The organism is Paraburkholderia sp. RL17-383-BIF-A, from assembly GCF_046028015.1.
Classification (GTDB): Bacteria; Pseudomonadota; Gammaproteobacteria; order Burkholderiales; family Burkholderiaceae; genus Paraburkholderia.
Genome location: NZ_JARESR010000064.1, coordinates 1 through 18,727, shown reverse-complemented (window position 1 = coordinate 18,727; position 18,727 = coordinate 1). Strand labels below are relative to the sequence as shown.

General features: G+C 64.9%; 11 protein-coding genes. 4 read left to right on the top strand and 7 right to left on the bottom strand.

The window, feature by feature from the left end; all coding sequences use genetic code 11:
* Positions 1–105: 105 nt before the first annotated feature.
* Complete coding sequence (gene dnaE, locus P0D71_RS35675; protein ID WP_408483857.1) at positions 106–3,687, bottom strand: DNA polymerase III subunit alpha; 3,582 nt, start codon at positions 3,685–3,687, stop codon at positions 106–108.
* Between the two features lie 330 nt (positions 3,688–4,017).
* Here dnaE and P0D71_RS35670 point away from each other — a divergent pair, with 330 nt between their 5' ends.
* Positions 4,018–4,881: a sulfurtransferase gene (locus tag P0D71_RS35670; protein WP_091796086.1), complete on the top strand. Its 864-nt coding sequence runs from the start codon at positions 4,018–4,020 to the stop codon at positions 4,879–4,881.
* Between the two features lie 62 nt (positions 4,882–4,943).
* Complete coding sequence (gluQRS, locus tag P0D71_RS35665) at positions 4,944–5,837, top strand: tRNA glutamyl-Q(34) synthetase GluQRS (protein WP_408483858.1); 894 nt, start codon at positions 4,944–4,946, stop codon at positions 5,835–5,837.
* A gap of 18 nt (positions 5,838–5,855) precedes the next feature.
* Here the strand turns inward: gluQRS and P0D71_RS35660 are convergent, their stop codons facing one another.
* The 6 genes from P0D71_RS35660 to purT form a co-directional block, all read right to left on the bottom strand.
* Positions 5,856–7,337, bottom strand: a complete 1,482-nt coding sequence (locus P0D71_RS35660; RefSeq protein WP_408483856.1) for a DEAD/DEAH box helicase — start codon at positions 7,335–7,337, stop codon at positions 5,856–5,858.
* Positions 7,338–7,661: 324 nt separating this feature from the next.
* Entirely contained in the window at positions 7,662–9,098 is a 1,437-nt protein-coding gene (locus P0D71_RS35655; protein ID WP_408483855.1) for an aldehyde dehydrogenase family protein, read from the bottom strand.
* 191 nt (positions 9,099–9,289) lie between these two features.
* A complete protein-coding gene (locus P0D71_RS35650) occupies positions 9,290–10,942 on the bottom strand; it encodes an acetolactate synthase large subunit (protein ID WP_091796098.1) in 1,653 nt (550 codons plus the stop codon).
* Positions 10,943–11,198: 256 nt separating this feature from the next.
* Positions 11,199–11,567 (bottom strand): MliC family protein, encoded by a 369-nt coding sequence (locus tag P0D71_RS35645; RefSeq protein WP_408183358.1) that lies wholly within the window; start codon positions 11,565–11,567, stop codon positions 11,199–11,201.
* A gap of 104 nt (positions 11,568–11,671) precedes the next feature.
* A complete protein-coding gene (locus P0D71_RS35640; protein ID WP_408483854.1) occupies positions 11,672–11,884 on the bottom strand; it encodes a DUF6726 family protein in 213 nt (70 codons plus the stop codon).
* A 130-nt stretch (positions 11,885–12,014) separates the two neighbouring features.
* Positions 12,015–13,229, bottom strand: coding sequence for a formate-dependent phosphoribosylglycinamide formyltransferase (gene purT / locus P0D71_RS35635; protein WP_408483853.1), 1,215 nt, complete (start codon positions 13,227–13,229; stop codon positions 12,015–12,017).
* 263 nt (positions 13,230–13,492) lie between these two features.
* Here purT and P0D71_RS35630 point away from each other — a divergent pair, with 263 nt between their 5' ends.
* Together P0D71_RS35630 and P0D71_RS35625 are read left to right on the top strand one after the other, a co-directional pair.
* Entirely contained in the window at positions 13,493–14,044 is a 552-nt protein-coding gene (locus P0D71_RS35630) for an META domain-containing protein (protein ID WP_408483852.1), read from the top strand.
* Positions 14,045–14,304: 260 nt separating this feature from the next.
* Positions 14,305–18,720 (top strand): DNA translocase FtsK, encoded by a 4,416-nt coding sequence (locus tag P0D71_RS35625; RefSeq protein WP_459252306.1) that lies wholly within the window; start codon positions 14,305–14,307, stop codon positions 18,718–18,720.
* Positions 18,721–18,727: the final 7 nt, after the last annotated feature.

Here is an 18,727-nt window from a genome sequence, read left to right as displayed (position 1 = left end):
CCTCCCCGCCCCCCCCCCCCCCGCGCGCCGCGGGCACCCCCCCCGCCCCCACACCCCCGGTGTCCCCCCCCCCTGGGCCGCCCCAAAACCAGCATCAACCCACCATCAATACACGATCTCGATCGAGCTTCCGGCGAACTCGCCGCGCAACGCCGCGAGCAGTTCGTCGGTCGGCTTCACGCGCCACGCGTCGCCCAGACGCATTTCACCTTCCGCGTTCTGGCTGCGATACACCACCTGCACGGCGAGCCCGTTCGGAATCTGTACCGCCTGACGCTGCCCACCACCGCCGTAGCCGCCACCATTGCGGCCACTACCGTTTCCACCGCCGTTCCCGCCGCGCGATGAAGCCGCCGGCGCCGCTGCCGCAGGTGGTTCGTCCTTGCCTGCGCTATGCGCTTCAAGCACACGACGCAATGCCAGCGCGTCTGCGTTGCCGTTCATCTGCACCTTCACGGCCTCAGCGTAACGGCAGCGTGCGCGGCCGAGGTCCATGACCGTGTCGACAGTGAAGCGAATCCCGCCGGTAAAAGCGTCGTTACGCGCCTGGCCCTGCACGACCAGCAGTTCGTCTTCCTTGAACAGCTGCTTGTGCGCTTCGAACGTTTCGTTGAAAACCGTGACTTCGCATTGCCCGGTGCCGTCGTCGAGCAGCGCGATCAGCATCTTGCCGCGCTGGGTCATCTGCGTGCGCAGCGACGCGATCACACCCGCGACCAGCTTGTCGCGGCCTTCCTTCAACTCGCCGATCTTCTGGCGCACAAAGCGGCGCACTTCGTTCTTGTAGGCATCGAACAGATGGCCCGACAGATAAAAGCCGAGCGCGGCCTTCTCTTCCTGCAGCTTTTTCTTTTCCGGCCATTCCGGCTCGTCGACCAGTTCGTGACCTTGCGACGGCGCGTCGCCCATGTCGAACAGGCCCGCTTGCAGCGCGTTGGCGCTCGCCTGCTCGGCGGCTTCCATGGCGAGCGAAACGGACGCGATCAGTTGCGCGCGGTTCGCATGCAAGGTGTCGAACGCGCCGGCGCGGATCAACGCTTCAACCGTGCGGCGATTGACGATGCGGCGGTCGACCCGGTTGCAGAAATCGAAAATATCGATGAACGGACCGTCTTCGCGCGCACGCAGGATTTCTTCGATCGCGTTCTGGCCGCTGCCCTTGATTGCGCCGAGGCCGTAGCGGATCGTTTTCGAGCGCTTGCCGTCAGGCTCGGCGACCGGCTCGAAGCGATACGCGGACAGATTCACATCCGGCGGCAGCACCGCCATCTTGTTCGTGAGACAGTCTTCGAACAGGATCTTGACCTTGTCCGTGTCGTCCATGGCGAGCGACATATTCGCCGCCATGAATTCCGCCGGATGGTGCGCCTTCAGCCATGCGGTGTAATACGCCAGCAGCGCGTACGCGGCCGCGTGCGACTTGTTGAAGCCGTAGCCCGCGAACTTCTCCATCAAGTCGAAGATTTCGTCGGCCTTCTCAGCGGTCAGACCGTTCTTCGCGGCGCCCTGGCGGAACAACTCGCGATGCTCGGCCATTTCCTCGGCCTTCTTCTTACCCATCGCGCGACGCAGCAAGTCGGCGCCGCCCAGCGAATAGCCGCCGATGATCTGCGCCATCTGCATCACCTGCTCCTGGTAGACCATGATGCCGTAGGTCTCTTTCAGAACAGATTCGACACGCGGATCCGGATATTCCACCACTTCGCGGCCGTGCTTACGCGCGCAGAAGCTCGGAATCAGGTCCATCGGGCCCGGACGGTACAACGCGACCAGCGCGATGATGTCCTCGAAGCGGTCAGGCTGCGCGTCTTTCAGCATGCCCTGCATGCCGCGGCTTTCCAGCTGGAACACGGCGACCGTATTCGCTTTCTTCAGGATCGAGAACGACGCCGGGTCGTCGAGCGGCACTTGCCCGAGCGACCAGTCCTGCTTGGACGGATCGAGACGCCGGATATAGCGCTCGGCCCAGTCGAGAATCGTGAGCGTGGTCAGACCCAAGAAGTCGAACTTCACGAGGCCGACGGCTTCGACGTCGTCCTTGTCGTACTGGCTCACCACGCCGCTTTCGTCGCCCTGCGTGTACAGCGGACAGAAATCGGTCAGCTTGCCGGGCGCGATCAGCACGCCGCCCGCGTGCATGCCGACGTTACGCGTCAGCCCTTCCACGCGCTGCGCGAGTTCGAGCAGCTGATGCACTTCGTCTTCGTTGTCGAAGCGCTCCTGCAGCAGCGGCTCTTCCTTCATCGCGTCGGCAATGGTGACGTGCTTGCCCGGCTTGAACGGAATCAGCTTGGCGATGCCGTCCGTGAACATATAGCCGAGATCGAGCACGCGGCCGATGTCGCGCACCGCCGCCTTCGCCGCCATCGTGCCGAACGTGGCGATCTGCGACACGGCGTCCGCACCGTACTTTTCCTTCACGTACTGGATCACGCGATCGCGGCCGTGCTGGCAGAAGTCGATGTCGAAGTCGGGCATGGACACCCGCTCCGGATTCAGGAAACGTTCGAACAGCAGGTTGTAGCGCAGCGGATCGAGGTCGGTCACGCCGAGCGCGTATGCGACCAGCGACCCGGCGCCCGAGCCCCGGCCCGGACCGACCGGCACGCCGTTGTTCTTCGCCCAGTTGATGAAGTCCGCCACGATCAGGAAGTAGCCGGGAAAGCCCATCTTGATGATCGTGCCGCACTCGAATTCGAGGCGCTCGTAGTACGTGGCACGTTGCGCCGCGCGTTCGGCTTCGTCCGGATAAAGCTGCTCGAGACGCTTTTCGAGGCCCTCTTTCGACAGATGCACGAGGTAGTCGTCGAGCGACATGCCGTCGGGTGTGGGGAAGAGCGGCAGCTTCGGCTTGCCGAGTTCGAGCGTGAGGTTGCAACGCTTGGCGATTTCCACCGAGTTGGCGAGCGCCGACGGAATGTCCGCGAACAGCGCGGCCATCTCTTCCTGTGTGCGGAAATACTGCTCGGACGTAAAGCGCTTCGGGCGGCGCGGATTGGCCAGAATGTCGCCTTCGGAAATACACACGCGCGCTTCGTGCGCGGTGAAGTCGTCCGGCGTCATGAACTGCATGGGATGCGTGGCGACCACCGGCAGTTTCAGCGACGCCGCGAGTGCGACCGCCTGCTGCACGTAGTGCTCGCCGCCGGGCTGACCGCAGCGCTGCAACTCGATATAAAAGCCGCCCGGGAATACCTTCGCCCAATGCAGCGCGTTGCGCTTTGCCGCTTCTTCGTTACCCGCCGCGAGCGCGAGGCCGATGTCGCCCTGCTGTGCGCCCGACAACGCGAGCAGCCCTTCGCCGAGACCCGTTTCGAGCCAGCCGGCCTCGACTTCCGCGCGACCGCGATACTGGTTCGTGAGCGACGCCTTGCTGAGCAGTTCGCACAGGTTCAGGTAGCCGCGCCTGTCCTTGACCAGCAGCAGCAAACGGGAAGGCTTGTCGCGGTCGTCCGGATTGGTGATCCAGACGTCGCAGCCGGCAATGGGTTTGACCCCTTTGCCGCGGGCTTCCTTGTAGAAACGGACGAGGCCGAATGCGTTGCCGAGATCGGTGAGGGCGAGCGCGCCCTGGCCGTCTTTGGCGGCGGCCTTGACGACGTCGTCAAGGCGCACGATGCCATCGGCAATCGAGAATTCGGAGTGAACGCGGAGATGAACGAAGCGGGGATCTGACATGGGCGACATTGTAACTCCACCGTTCCGGAGTTTTCAGGCCAAAACCGCGCGTTGGCCGTCCGGCTTAGGGCGCAAACGCGCGAGCCGCGTGCACAGGCGTTTCTGAGGTGGCGGAGCATGCGGACGTCCGCCTGAGCGCGGCAAATCGACAGCAAGTTCGAGAACGATTTGCGCTACCGCAACCCGCTGGCCATTCGGCCGAGTCGGGGAACGCGCCGGGTTGAGAGATAATAGGGGTTTCGCCCCATTCGACGTGGCCGTGCCGCGTGGCGCCTGAAAGCGGGAGCCCAATGCGCCCTGTTTTCCGCAACGCCGGTCACCTCTTACCGCTGGACACTTATGAGTATCGTCAACCTCTCTTCGTATCAATTTGCGACTATCGAAGACACCGCCGCATGGCGCCCGTTCGTCACGGAGCGCTGCAATGCGCTCGGCCTGAAGGGCACTGTTCTGCTGGCGCCGGAAGGCATCAACCTGTTCGTCGCCGGCACGCGTGAGGCTACGGACGCGTTCATCGACTACATCCGTCGCGACGCGCTGTTCGAAGGCAAGTTCGCGAATTTGCAGTTCAAGGAAAGCCTGTCGGACAAGCAGCCGTTCACCCGCATGCTGGTCAAGCTCAAGCGCGAGATCATCACAATGAAAAAACCGGCCATCCGGCCGGAGCTAGGCCGTGCGCCGTTCGTCGACGCGCCCACGCTGAAAAACTGGCTGGACCGCGGTCACGACGATCAAGGCCGCCCCGTCGTGATGCTCGACACGCGCAACGCATTCGAAGTCGACGTCGGTACGTTCGACAACGCGCTCGACTACCGCATTACGAAATTCAGCGAGTTTCCGGAAGTGATCGAGCAGAATCGCGCCGATCTGGAAGGCAAGACGGTCGTGTCGTTCTGCACGGGCGGGATTCGCTGCGAGAAAGCGGCGATCCACATGAAGGACGTGGGCATCGAGAACGTGTACCAGCTCGAGGGCGGCATTCTGAAGTACTTCGAGGAAGTGGGCGGAGCCCACTATCACGGCGACTGCTTCGTGTTCGACTACCGCACCGCGCTCAATCCTCAACTTGAGCCCAGCAAGACGACGCAATGCTTCGGCTGCCGCGCCGTGGTTTCGCCGGAAGCGCAACAATCGCCCATGTACGTGGCGGGCAAGACGTGTCCGGAATGTCATCCGGACAGCAAGGCGGCACGCGCCGCGTGATGGTGGCCGCGCAGCCGGCGCAACAATCGGGGCGCGGCTTGCGGGCCGGGGCCGAGGCCGGCATGCCCTACCGCGGACGTTTCGCGCCATCGCCCACCGGCCCGCTGCATTTCGGCTCGCTGGTCAGCGCGCTCGCAAGCTGGCTGGACGCCCGAGCGCATCGGGGAGCGTGGCTCGTGCGCATTGAAGACATCGACGGCCCGCGCACCGTGCCGGGCGCCGCCGAAGACATTCTCGCCACCCTCGAGCGCTTCGGCATGCAGGCGGACGAACCGCCTGTCTGGCAAAGCACCCGCCTCGCGCGCTACCAGCAGGCGCTGGAGCAATTGAAGGCCGGCGGCATGATCTATCCGTGTGGCTGCACGCGCAAGGAAATCGCCGACTCGCTGCTGCACGCGCACGCGCGCAACACCACTCTCGCCTATCCCGGCACCTGCCGCGAAGGCCTGCATGGCAAACCGGCGCGCGCATGGCGACTGCGCGTGCCCGACGGCGACGCCGCGATCATCACGTTCGAGGATCGCTGGCAGGGCATGCAGACGCAGAACCTGGCCACCGAGGTCGGCGATTTCGTGCTGAAGCGCGCGGACGACCAATGGGCGTATCAACTGGCGGTGGTCGTCGACGACGCGGACGCGGGCATCACGCACATTGTGCGCGGCGCGGATTTGATGGATTCAACGGCACGGCAGATCTATTTGCAGCGCTGCCTCGGCGTGCCGACGCCCGAGTATTTGCATGTGCCCGTCGTCGTGAACGAACAGGGCGAAAAACTCAGCAAGCAGAACGGCGCTACGGCGCTGGACAGCGATAAGCCACTCGACGCGCTGAGCGCGGCGGCGCGGCATCTGGGGCTCAAGGTGGAAGGCGCTGCGGCCCATACGACGCTAGACGGCTTTTATGCCGCCGCCACGGTGGCATGGGCAAATCGAATGGGATTACCCGCAGCAGGATAACCGCGATTCGCGTCTGGATCAGGAAGACGACGGCGACTTTCTCGGCATGCCGAACCCACCCAACAGCGCAGCCAACGGCTGCTTGGAAGCGGGCTTCTGCGGCGCGGCCGAAGCAGCGTCGGCCTCCTCGACCTTGCGAACCGAAGCAGGCGACGGCTCATACGGCTTCAGGAAGAAATCATCCACAGGCTGCGCGCGATGATGATGCGGCCGGTCGAACGAACCCGACGACGCACCCGTGCGCCGACGGCTGCCGCGATCTTCACGCCCTTCGCGTCCTTCGCTGCTGCGCTCGCGACGCGGTGCGCGCTCTTCATGGTGGTGGCGCACCGGCGCTTCCACCGTCAGGCGTTGCACGTCCAACGGACGCTTGATCAACTTCTCGATATCGGCAAGCTGCTTGCGCTCGTTCGGGCTGCACAGCGACAAGGCGTCGCCAGAAGCACCCGCGCGGCCGGTACGGCCGATGCGGTGCACGTAGTCTTCCGCATTGAACGGCAGATCGAAGTTGATCACCGCCGGCAGTTCGGCGATATCGAGGCCGCGTGCGGCGACGTCTGTCGCCACCAGCGCTTCGATCTCGCCGCGCTTGAACGCGTCGAGCGCCTGCATCCGTTCATTCTGCGAGCGGTCGCCGTGAATCGCTGTCGCCACCACGCCGTCGCGCTCGAGGCTGCGCGCGAGACGGCTCGCGCCGATCTTGCTATTGCAGAACACGATCACCTGCTTGAGGCTGCGCTCGCGAATCAGTTGCACGACCGCGCCAGTTTTGTCGCCTTCGGCGACTTCAAAGACGATCTGCGTTACGTTGGTCGCAGTCGAGTTGCTGCGCGCGACTTCAATGGTTTGCGGGTTGTGCAGATAAGTGGCAGCGAGTTTCTTGATTTCGCCCGAGAACGTGGCCGAAAACAGCAGCGTCTGACGCTCTTTCGGCAGCAGGTTCAGAATGCGCTGCAGATCCGGCAGGAAGCCCATGTCGAGCATGCGGTCGGCTTCATCCAGCACGAGAATCTGCACCTGGCCGAGGTTGGCGGTCTTCTGTTGCACGTGATCGAGCAGACGGCCTGGCGTGGCGATCAGAATCTCGACGCCGCGGCGCAGTTGCTCCGATTGCGGATTCATATCCACGCCGCCGAACACCACTGCGCTGCGCAGCGCAGTGTGCTTCGCATACGACTGCACGTTCGCGGCGACCTGGTCGGCCAGTTCGCGGGTCGGCGTGAGGATCAGCGCGCGCACCGGATGGCGGGCGGGTGACGCGCTCGTGCTCGCCTGCGGCAAGAGGCGCTGGATGATCGGCAGCGAGAAACTCGCGGTCTTGCCGGTGCCGGTTTGCGCGGCGCCCATGACGTCGCGGCCGGCCAGCACGACGGGAATCGCCTGCGCCTGGATCGGCGTGGGGATGGTGTAGCCCGATTCTTTGACGGCTTTCAGGATGTCGGGCGCGAGACCGAATTGATCAAAAGTCGCAGTGCTGGGCGTGACGGCTGTGTCGGACATGGTGGCTTTCGCTAAAAATGCGCTTTGCGCGTGCGCGCGGCAGCGGTCGGAACCGCAGAGGGCATCGTGATGAAGGCGGAGCCACGGCGTTCCGCACGGGACCCGATAGTATTGCGGGAAAAAATGCGGCCGGCTCCGGCCGGCGGAAACACCCGCCGGAAAGGCCGGTATTGTAGCACTTCAGCAAAAACACTCATGGCGCATGTGCCGGCTTTCTGCTTACGCCGGCGAAAGCCGGGGCGCCGGCGCTCGGGGCACTCCCATGCGCCGTCGCGCTTCGCTCGCAGCGTAGTGGGCTCAGACGACAGTTGCGTGACAGCAGTCCTACCACGTCTCGCGCATCACCATCAGGCGCAGCTCGGTCATGTCCTCGATCGCGTAGCGCACGCCTTCACGCCCCAACCCGGAATCCTTCACGCCGCCGTACGGCATGTTGTCGACCCGGAACGACGGCACGTCGTTGATCACCACACCGCCCACGTCGAGTTCGTCCCACGCGCGATGCGCATGCGCGAGCGAATCCGTGAACACGCCCGCCTGCAGGCCGAAGTCGCTGTCGTTGACGGTCGCGAGCGCGGCGTCGAAATCGTCGAAGCGCTCCAGAATCGCCACCGGCCCGAACGCTTCCTTACGATACAGATCGGTGTCGCGTTTCACGCCTTCGAGCAGCGTGGCCTCGAACATCGCGCCCTCGACCTTGCCGCCGGCAATGATTTTCGCGCCCGCCTGCACCGCGCTTTCCATCCAGCCGGCGAGGCGTTTGGATTCCGATTCGGAGATCATCGGCCCGACGAAGGTCTTTTCGTCTTTCGGATCGCCCATCACGAGCGATTTGGTCTTAGCAATGAGCTTCTCGCGCAAGGCGTCATACAAACTGGCGTGGACGAGAATCCGCTGCACGCCGATGCAGCTCTGCCCAGACTGATAGAACGCGCCGAATGCGAGCCGGTCGACCACATAGTCGAGCTTTCCGCCCTGATCGCCGTCGACGATCGCAGCCGCGTTGCCGCCCAATTCCAAAATCACCTTTTTCTTGCCCGCCTTCTTCTTCAAATCCCAGCCCACCGCGGGCGAGCCGGTGAAAGACAGCAATTTGAAGCGCTCGTCGGTGGTGAAGAGATCGGCGCCGTCGCGATGCGCGGGCAGAATCGAGAATGCGCCTTTGGGCAGATCGGTTTCCGCCAGAATCTCGCCCATGATGAGCGCGCCGACCGGCGTGCGGCTCGCCGGCTTCAACACGAACGGCACACCTGCCGCGATAGCCGGCGCGACCTTGTGCGCGGTCAGGTTCAGCGGAAAGTTGAACGGCGAGATAAACGAGCACGGGCCGATCGGCACGCGCTTCACGTAGCCGTGGTAGCCCTTGGCGCGCGGCGAAATCTCCAGATTGACGATCTCGCCGTCGATACGCACCGACTCCTCCGCGGCCACCTTGAACGTATCGATCAGGCGCGTGACCTCGCCTTTCGAGTCGTTGATCGGCTTGCCGGCCTCGATGCACAGCGCGAGCGCCAGTTCGTCGTAGCGCTCGCGAAAGCGCTTCACGCAATGTTCGAGCACCGCCTGGCGTTTGAACGGCGGAAAAGCGCGCAGCGCGGGCATGGCCTCGACGGCGTGGCCGATCGCTTTGTCGATCGCGGCGGCGTCGGCCATCGCCACGCGGGTGGCGACTTCGCCGCTGAATTTATCGGTGACTTCGAGATCGGTGTTGGCGGCCACCGCAACGTTGGCGAGATAGTACGGGTAGGTCTTGTTCAACATGACGCGTCTCCTTGATCCGATACCTGTAAAATCAAGACTGCCAGCAAGGGGCATGCCCCTTGGCTGCTCATTGGCTGCTCATTGGCTGCTCATTGGCTGCTCACTTGCCACTAGCGTGCCGTTCGTGTGCCGCTCACTAGCCGCGCCCATTTTCCGCTCGCCTGTCAGTCGCCGGTGAAGCCACCCGCCGTTCATAGTTGCGCCGACAGCCGCTTGATCTCGCGATTCAGCACGCGCTCATTGTCGGAATAGTCGATCGGCAGATCGATCACATGTACGCCCGGCGTCACGAAACATTCGCGCAGCAGCGGCGCGAACTCCGCCGCCGATTCGATACGGTGACCCTTTGCCCCATAGCTCTGCGCATACGCGACGAAATCCGGGTTGCTCAGCGTCATGCCGTAATCGGGGAAGTTCATGTTTTCCTGCTTCCAGCGGATCATGCCGAACGCGTCGTCGCGCAAGATCAGGATCACCAGATCCAGCCTCAGACGCACCGCCGTTTCCAGTTCCTGCGAATTCATCATGAAACCGCCGTCGCCGCACACGGCCATGACCTTGCGGTCCGGATGCACGATCTTGGTGGCGATCGCGGACGGCAGCCCCGCGCCCATCGAAGCCAACGCATTGTCGAGCAGCAGTGAATTCGGTTCGTGCGCGCGGTAGTAGCGGGCGAACCAGATCTTGTACATGCCGTTGTCCAGACACACGATGCCGTCCACCGGCGTGGTCTCGTACACGTCGTTGACGATCCGTACCGGATACATGGGAAAACGATCGTCGTGCTGGCCCTTGATCAGATGCGCCTCGAAGTGCTCCTTGATTTCCTTGAAGCGCGTGAAGTCCCAATGCTCCTGGCGCTCCTTGAGACTTTCCTTGAGTTGCCACACGGCGTTGGCGATATCGCCGACCACTTCGATCTGCGGGAAGTACACCGTGTCGACCTCGGCGCCGAGGAAGTTGACGTGAATCACCGTCTTCTCGCCGGCCTCGCCGCTGCGCATGAAGAACGGCGGCTTTTCGATCACGTCGTGACCGACATTGATGATGCAGTCCGCGTGGTCGATCGCGCGGTGCACGAAGTCGCCGTCGGAGAGCGTCGCGTTGCCGAGCCACATGGGATGCGATTCGTCGATCACGCCCTTGCCCATCTGCGTGGTGAAGAACGGAATGCCGATCTGGTCGACGAACTCGCGCAGCATCTTGGTGGTCGTCTTGCGATTGCCGCCCGCGCCGATCATCAATAACGGATGCTTCGCGCGGGTGATCGCCTCGACCGCGTGCGCCACGGCTTTTTCCTCGGCGATGGGACGGCGGCTGTAGCTCTTCGGAATCGGCTTGCCGTCGCCTTCTTCATGCGCGACGTCTTCCGGCAACTCGAGGTGAGTGGCGCCGGGCCGCTCTTCTTCCGCCTGACGCACCGCCTCGCGCACCGCCGCCGGGATATTGCTGACCGACACGATCTGCCGCGTGTATTTGGTCAGCGGCTCCATCATGCGCACTACGTCGACGATCTGAAAATGCCCTTGCTTGCTCGCCTTGATCGGTTTTTGCCCGGTGACCATCAGCATCGGCATGCCGCCCAGTTGCGCGTACGCCGCGGCTGTCACGAGGTTGGTCGCGCCCGGGCCCAGGGTCGCCAGGCACACGCCGATGCGCCCCGTGAGACGCCCGTAAGTGGCGGCCATAAAACCGGCCGCCTGTTCATGACGCGTGAGGATCAGACGGATTTTCGAGCGGCGCAGCGATTCGAGCAGATCGAGGTTTTCTTCACCGGGAATACCGAACACATACTCGACACCTTCGGCTTCCAGCGATTTGACGAACAGGTCCGATGCTTTCATTGAGGGTCTCGCTTGATGATACGGACGCGGGCCGCGACCCCTTGCCGGGGTCCGGAAACGGACGATCGAAAGACTACGACGGCCATGCGGACACCGCCCGGCATGGCTTGATGGCATAACGTGAGCGCGCTGCAGATGCCACGCCAGACAGCTTACTACTCGAACGGGAATGATGTGCGGCCGGCGGCCAATGCCGCGCGGCAGGAGCATGATGAGGCAATCAGCGGCGCAGTTGGGATAACCCGCCGCCGCATGCCTAGCGATTGATGGTGACGCAGTCCGACAGCATGGGCGGCGCGTTTTCGCCGTCCATGGCGTCGTACAGGTCGGCGCGCGGGCCCTTGGTCCACCAGGTATAGCTGCCGGCCTGATATTTCGCGCCGGAGGCCGACATGGTGTTGACGAACAGCAGCGCTTTGCCCTTCACCGGCACGAGCGCGAAGCTCTGGCCGTTCGCCGTGTTCCAGTAGGTGACCTGCAGGATCTTGCCGGTCGCACAGGTGTATTTGTGGGTCTGACGGTTTTTCGCCTGAATCTCTGAAAACTGCAACGGCGCGGCACATGCAACGCCATATGACGCCGCGAGTCCCGCCGCCGTGGTTAACGCAACCAGCCATCTCTTCATGGGAAGCCTCGATCGTTGCTGCCAGTCAAACACGGGCGATGCCAGGCAAGCCCCAGGTATGCCGCGCCTCGTGGCTGCGGCTCAGGACAGTCGACGCGAATCGATCATGGATCGATCACGTCGGCGCACGCATCGGTCGGCGCGGCGGCCACGTGCCCGACCACCGGCACGATCTTCAAGCCGGCCGAAGCGATCCGGCACGGCGCGGCCGCGAGACCGCACCCCGACAATCCGGCACATAGCGCGAACAGCACGCCGAGTGCGCCGAGACGGCCGGCCACCCCGCGCCGCGTGTTGTTGCCGATTTCCAGCGCCATACGTACCTCAACGTCGATGAGCTCGACGAGCCCAATCATTTCAGATTGCGCGCGCCGATTATGCCGGCCGCGCGAAACCAGCGGCGCGTGGCGGTTCGTCACAACCATGCCGAGCGCGCCCCGCCGGCACTTACTTCGCCGACACCGGCCGCACCGCCGCCGCAGCCTGCTTCGCACGCGAGCGTGCTTCGTCGGTGCTGTCGCCCGTGGCGAGCGCCACGCCCATGCGGCGCTTGACGAAACTCTCCGGCTTGCCGAACAGGCGCAGGTCCGAATTCGGCACCGCCAACGCCGCGGCGACACCTTCGAAAGCAATACCGGTCTCGTCGAGGCCACCGTAAATCACCGCCGACGCACCCGGCGCCCGCAGCGACGTATCCACCGGCAAACCGAGGATCGCGCGCGCGTGCAATTCGAATTCCGAAAAGCGCTGCGAGCACAGTGTGACGAGACCGGTATCGTGCGGACGCGGACTCACTTCCGAAAACCATACGTCATCGCCGCGCACGAAAAGTTCCACGCCGAACAAACCTCGCCCGCCGAGCGCGGCCGTGACCTTGTGCGCCACTTCACGCGAACGTTCGAGCGCGAGCGGGCTCATGGGCTGCGGCTGCCACGATTCGACGTAATCGCCCGCCACCTGCACGTGGCCGATCGGGTCGCAGAAATACGTGCTGACTTCACCGCTCGCCGGGTCGATGGCGCGCACGGTCAACTGCGTGATTTCGTATTCGAAGTCGATAAAGCCTTCAACGATCACGCGGCCGTGGTTCACCCGGCCGCCGGCCATGGCGTATTGCCATGCGGGTTCGACGTCGGCGTCGCTGCGCAGCACCGACTGCCCCTTGCCCGACGACGACATGACCGGCTTCACCACGCACGGATAGCCGACTTTGGCGATGCCCGCGCGCAGTTCGTCGAGCGAGTCGGCGAAGGCGTACGGCGAGGTCGGCAGGCCGAGATCCTCGGCGGCCAGACGGCGAATGCCTTCGCGGTTCATGGTGAGCTGCGTGGCGCGCGCCGTTGGGATCACTTCGGCGAGCGCGTCGCTTTCGATGGCGGCGAGTTCGTCGGTCGCGATCGCCTCGATCTCGGGGACGATCAGATGCGGGCGCTCCTGTTCGACCAGCGCGCGCAACGCGGCGCGATCCGTCATGTCGATCACGTGCGCGCGGTGCGCGACCTGGTGACCCGGCGCGTTCGGGTAACGGTCGACGGCGATCACTTCGACGCCCAGCCGTTGCAACGCGATGATCACTTCCTTGCCGAGCTCGCCGGCGCCGAGCAGCATGACACGCGTGGCGGATTCAGAAAGGGGCGTGCCGATCCGTTGGCCGATCTGCATGAGGTCTCCAGATAAAAGTCGGATGAGGGTGGGATTGGGTAGAACACGATGTTAACATGCGAGCCCCTCGCCGCACCTTGCTCGCGGCGGCCACATCCTGATCCGCGCGTGACGGGCAACGACTGCGCACAACTTGCGCACAACGCCGGCGTACAAGGCCGCCACGGCGCGCTGAATAAGCTCGTGGCACGCCAATGCTCTCGCGTGCGGCGAGCTTAGTGCGTTACCCTTACGCCTTCGCCAGTTTGAAGAGGAACGACGCCATGCTCCAAAGCTCCTCCGCGCGACGTGTTGCGCGCTTTACCCCGTATTTCAACCCGTATCTGCGCACCGCCATCGCCGCGTTGAGCGTCGCCGCGCTGTTGAGCGCCTGCGCGATCCCGAAACATCCCGACTCGGAAGCCGCCGCGCCCGACCCATTCAACCCCGCCGCCGCGCAATTGCTCGACGACACCAGCTGGGTGCTGAGCGCCTGGAAACAGGCTGACGGCACCGCACGCGCGATTCCGTCCTCGAACCAGGGCGCGCCGATTACGCTCACGTTGTCCACCTCGACCGGTCAACGGCACGCCAGCGGCTTTTCCGGTTGCAACCGCTATATGGGCTCGTATGCGCTGAAAGACGGCAAGCTGAGCTTCGGCACGCTGGGCGGCACGCGCATGGCGTGCATGACGCCGGGCGGACAGATCGAGGGCGCGTATCTCAATGCGCTGACGCATATCGATCGCACCGGCGTGCAGATGCGCGCGCCGCAGCAGATGCAACTGGTGCTCGACAACGGCGACACGCTGACCTTCGACAGCAGCACGAAATGAGCGGGGCGCGGATCGCCGGACGAGAGCAAGGCACGCTGACTGGCCAACCGGCCTGCGGCGCGCGCCACGGTCGGAACGGTCCGCATGAAGGGTGAAGGCTGTCCCGACAGCCGTTGTTTTTCACCGACGGCAGGCCGCGCGCCGGTCTGCTTTCCGATGGGACGCAAGCATACTTGCGTCTGCCTTCGAAGCGTCGGGCTTCGCCGGTTTAAACTCGACGGATTGCGTTTGCGCGCGTCCGTCATTCGTTGATGTCTAGTATGCAAACGGTAGTTTTCGGCTGGTTCGGCGGGTCAGCCGTCTGGTTCATTCCTCTTGTGTGGCGTCTCGTGAAGTCCGCGCTGCCGGGCGGCGCAGGCTTGCGCGGCCCCGGCACGATCCGGCTTTGGCTCGGCTTCGTCTGCGTGCTGGTGGCGAGCTGCACACTCGAAGCGTCGCTGATCGGCATGGCCGGTGTGAATGGCTTCGGCCATGCGCTGGCCGCGGGCTTCGGTCATCTGCTCGGGCATATCGGCACGCCCTTGGCGGCGCTCGCGCTGCTGCTGATCAGCCTGCCCTGGCTAATCGACTTCCGGTGGCGCGACTTCGCCGCATGGGCCGACGGCGCGTTCGGCCTCGGCCTGTCGCGCGGCCTCGCCAAACGCGACGAGGAAGCGCGCCGTCATCGCAGTGTCGACGACGGTTTGCCGTCGCACGTTTCGCCGGCCACCAATACGATGGCGCCGAAAACCAATGGACGTTACGCGCGCCCCACGGTGTGGCGGCCGCCCGCGCGCGGGCGCGACGCGGCCGCGGGTGCCGCTGCGGCTGCCGCGGGCAAGGATGCGTCGGCGCGTGGCGCCGGCGCGAACTGGCGCAGCGGGGCGGCGGCGCCGCGCGGTCAGGCGCAGTCCGAGCCGGTGCTGCGCACGGGCGCAGCGACGACACCGCCGCGCCATGTACCGATGCAAACGCAATCACTCAACCCGGACAAAGCCGCGTGGATGCCGGCCGAGCCGGTCGCACCGACCGGCTGGTTGCGCGACTCCGGATCACGCATGGCTGCGCCGGCGGCGGATTCGGTCGCCGGATCGGGTGCATCCGGTGCCGCGGCTCGCGACAGCGCATCGCAGGTTGGACGTCGATCGGCTGGCGAGCTGCGGGCCGTCGGATCGTCAGGGTTCGGTGCCGGCCTCGCGGCAGGTGCGGCCTTCGCTCCGGGTGCGGCTGCAGCTGGTGCAGTGGGTACAGTGGGTGCAACTTCGGCAGCCGCGACAGGCACTGCGAGTGCGGCACGTACTGTGGGTGGTGCAGCTGCGGCGGGCGCGGCAGGTGCCGCGGGCCGCGCGGCTGTGCCAACCAGAGTGGCTCAGACAGCGACGCACGCGGCGGCAATGGCGCGCGGCGTCCCCGGCGCGGCCTCCCACTCGACTGCGGGGTCCGTGGGCAACACAACCACCGGCGCGGGTCGTCCGTCGGTGGCGGCCCAAGGCACCTCTGCCCCGGCGGCTTCGGTCAATCGCGCCGCGGCGCCCCGGCAGGCTTTCCCGGCCGCCCCGCGTTCAGGCGACGACATGCCGGCGTCGGCGACGCGCCGGGCGCCGCCCAGCTTCACGCGGCCTATGCCCACCACGCAGAAAGTCACGCCGCCTCCGAGTGTGCAGGAGACGCTTCGCAGCATTGCTGAAAACGCCGCCCGCTGGACCGACCTTGCCGGGGTGAGCCTCGCGCGCAGCAGCAGCGCGGACGCCCCGAAAGTCACGAGCGCGCTGGACGCGTTGGGGTCGTTCGAGGTTCGGCCATCGGGCGGGGATGTGGCGCGAGCGGAGGTACTCGAGACGCCTTTGATGCCATTGACGCCTTTGCCGCCGGACGAGTCTGTGCCTTCGTTCGAAGTTGTGGAAAGTGCATCGGCTGACGACTCGGTAAAAGCGCCGGTCGAAACGACGCGCACGGAAACCGCGATCGAAGTGCCGCTGGAGGTCAGCCACGAGCCCGTCGTGCAATGGCCGATCGAGCCACCGGTCATTCAACCACCGTTGACGGCGGCGCCCGTAGTCGAGCCTGTGTTTGCGGCTGCGGCTCCGGCTCCGGCTCCGGCTGCACCTGCACCTGCACCTGCACCTGCACCTGCACCTGCGTCGCAGTATGTGCCATCGGTTGCTACACCTACGCCGTTTCAGATCTTCGCGGCGCAGTTGCAAGCGAGCGAAGCTCACGCGGACGAACCGCCGCTCGAAGACGATTCAGCGCAGCTGGCACCTCACGCCGACAGCCACGCGAACCCGACAGCTGAAGTCGCGCAGACACCTAGCCAGCCGGCGGATCATTCAGAAGTCATCGCATCTGAGGTTGCCGGGCAGCCGACTACATCCGCGGCCACCGAACACGGAAAAACAGCCACGCCGGTCATCGAGCCACCGTCCGCTGTGCCGGCGTATGCCCCGGTCGCTTCCGTCGTGTTCGATAAAACCCTCGCGCCTTGGGAAGCCGAACTCGATTCCGTCCTGGCGCAACACGCGGCTTCGTCGTCGAGCGGGCCGGCAGTCGCTAGCGTTGCCGCGTCGAGTGAAGCCGTGGCGACGCATGACGTCGTGCCGTCGCTGAGCGGAGCGCGCCTTGACGAATCTGCCGCGCCAGTCCAAATGGAGGCAGTGGACTCCCCTGCCCTGTCGGATGCACCCCAAGCATCGGGCGCGTCAACCAGCACGCACGCCGCAAACGTAACGGCAGCAATGCCGCCACTCAACGTAGCGTCGCATGCGTCGAACTCGCCATCCACCGAGCACGTTGCCAACGCATCGGCCGCAGTGCCACCGCAAAGCATCGTGCCGCACGCGTCGGAGTCGCCGGCCACCGCATACGCCGACAACACAGCAGCCGCAGAGCCGCCACCCACCATCGTGGCGCAGGCATCGAACGTGGTTCGCTTTCCGGGCTTCGCGGTTCACGCCGCGCCCGTGGCATCCGATGTCGTTGCCGACGAACCGGTCGCCGTGGAAGACCGCCTCGACGAGGCCGCCTTCGCGCCAGCAGCATCCGCACCGCTCGCGGCAGCACCGCTCGACGCAACGCCACTCGACGCAACAACCCCCGCTGCACCGACCACAACCGCGACCCCATCCACCGGGCCCGCCGAACCCACCGTCCAACGCCCCCCGCTGCGCGGCCACAGCCCCACCAACGGCTTCGAGTTCCGCGCACCCGCGGCATCGATGGTCGAACTGCCCACGCTCGACCTGCTCGCGCCCGCGGACATCGACGTCGAACCGGTCTCCGAAGAAAAGCTCATCGAAACCGGTCTGCTGATCGAACAGCGTCTGCAGGAATTCAAGGTGCCGGTGACCGTTGTCGGCGCGTCGGCCGGACCGGTCATCACGCGCTTCGAAGTCGAGCCGGCGCTTGGCGTGCGCGGCAGTCAGATCGTCGGCTTGATGAAGGATCTGTCACGTGGCCTCGGCCTGACATCCATCCGCGTGGTCGAGACGATTCCCGGCAAAACCTGCATGGGTCTGGAATTGCCGAACGCCAAGCGCCAGACCATCCGCCTGTCCGAGATCCTCGAAGCCAGCGTCTACCAGAACTCGCATTCCCAGTTGACGCTCGCCATGGGCAAGGACATCACCGGCCATCCGGTGGTCGCCGATCTGGCGAAGGCGCCGCACATGCTGGTCGCGGGCACGACCGGTTCGGGCAAGTCGGTGGCGATCAACGCGATGATCTGCTCGCTGCTCTTCAAGGCGACGCCCGAGGAAGTACGCCTCATCATGATCGATCCGAAGATGCTGGAGCTATCGGTCTACGAAGGCATTCCGCATCTGCTCGCGCCGGTCGTCACCGACATGAAGCTGGCCGCCAACGCGCTGAACTGGTGCGTCGGCGAAATGGAAAAGCGCTACCGCCTGATGTCCGCGGTCGGCGTGCGCAATCTGGCCGGTTTCAACCAGAAAATCCGCGACACCGAAGCCAAGGGCAAGAAGCTCGGCAACCCGTTCTCGCTGACGCCGGAAGCGCCCGAACCGCTCGCGCCGCTGCCGCTGATCGTGGTCGTGATCGATGAGCTGGCCGACCTGATGATGGTGGCCGGCAAGAAGATCGAAGAACTGATCGCGCGGCTCGCGCAGAAGGCGCGCGCCGCCGGCATCCACCTGATCCTGGCGACGCAGCGTCCTTCGGTCGACGTGATCACGGGGCTCATCAAGGCGAACATTCCGACGCGCGTGGCGTTCCAGGTATCGTCGAAGATCGACTCGCGCACGATTCTCGATCAGATGGGTGCCGAGTCGCTGCTGGGCCAGGGCGACATGCTGTTCCTGCCGCCCGGCACGGGCTACCCGCAACGGGTACACGGCGCGTTCGTCGCCGACGAGGAAGTGCATCGGATCGTCGAGTATCTGAAGCAGTTCGGCGAACCGCAGTACGAAGAAGGCATTCTCGACGGCCCGGCCACCGAGGGCGGCGCAGCGCAAGACCTGTTCGGCGAATCGCCGGACGCGGAGGCCGATCCCCTCTACGACGAGGCGGTCGCCTTCGTGGTGCGCACGCGGCGCGCGTCGATCTCCTCGGTGCAGCGCCAGTTGCGCATCGGTTATAACCGCGCGGCGCGTCTCGTCGAACAGATGGAAACGGCGGGCCTCGTGTCCGCCATGGGCATCAACGGTAGCCGTGAAGTGCTGGCGCCTGGGCCGGCGGAGTGAACCACTA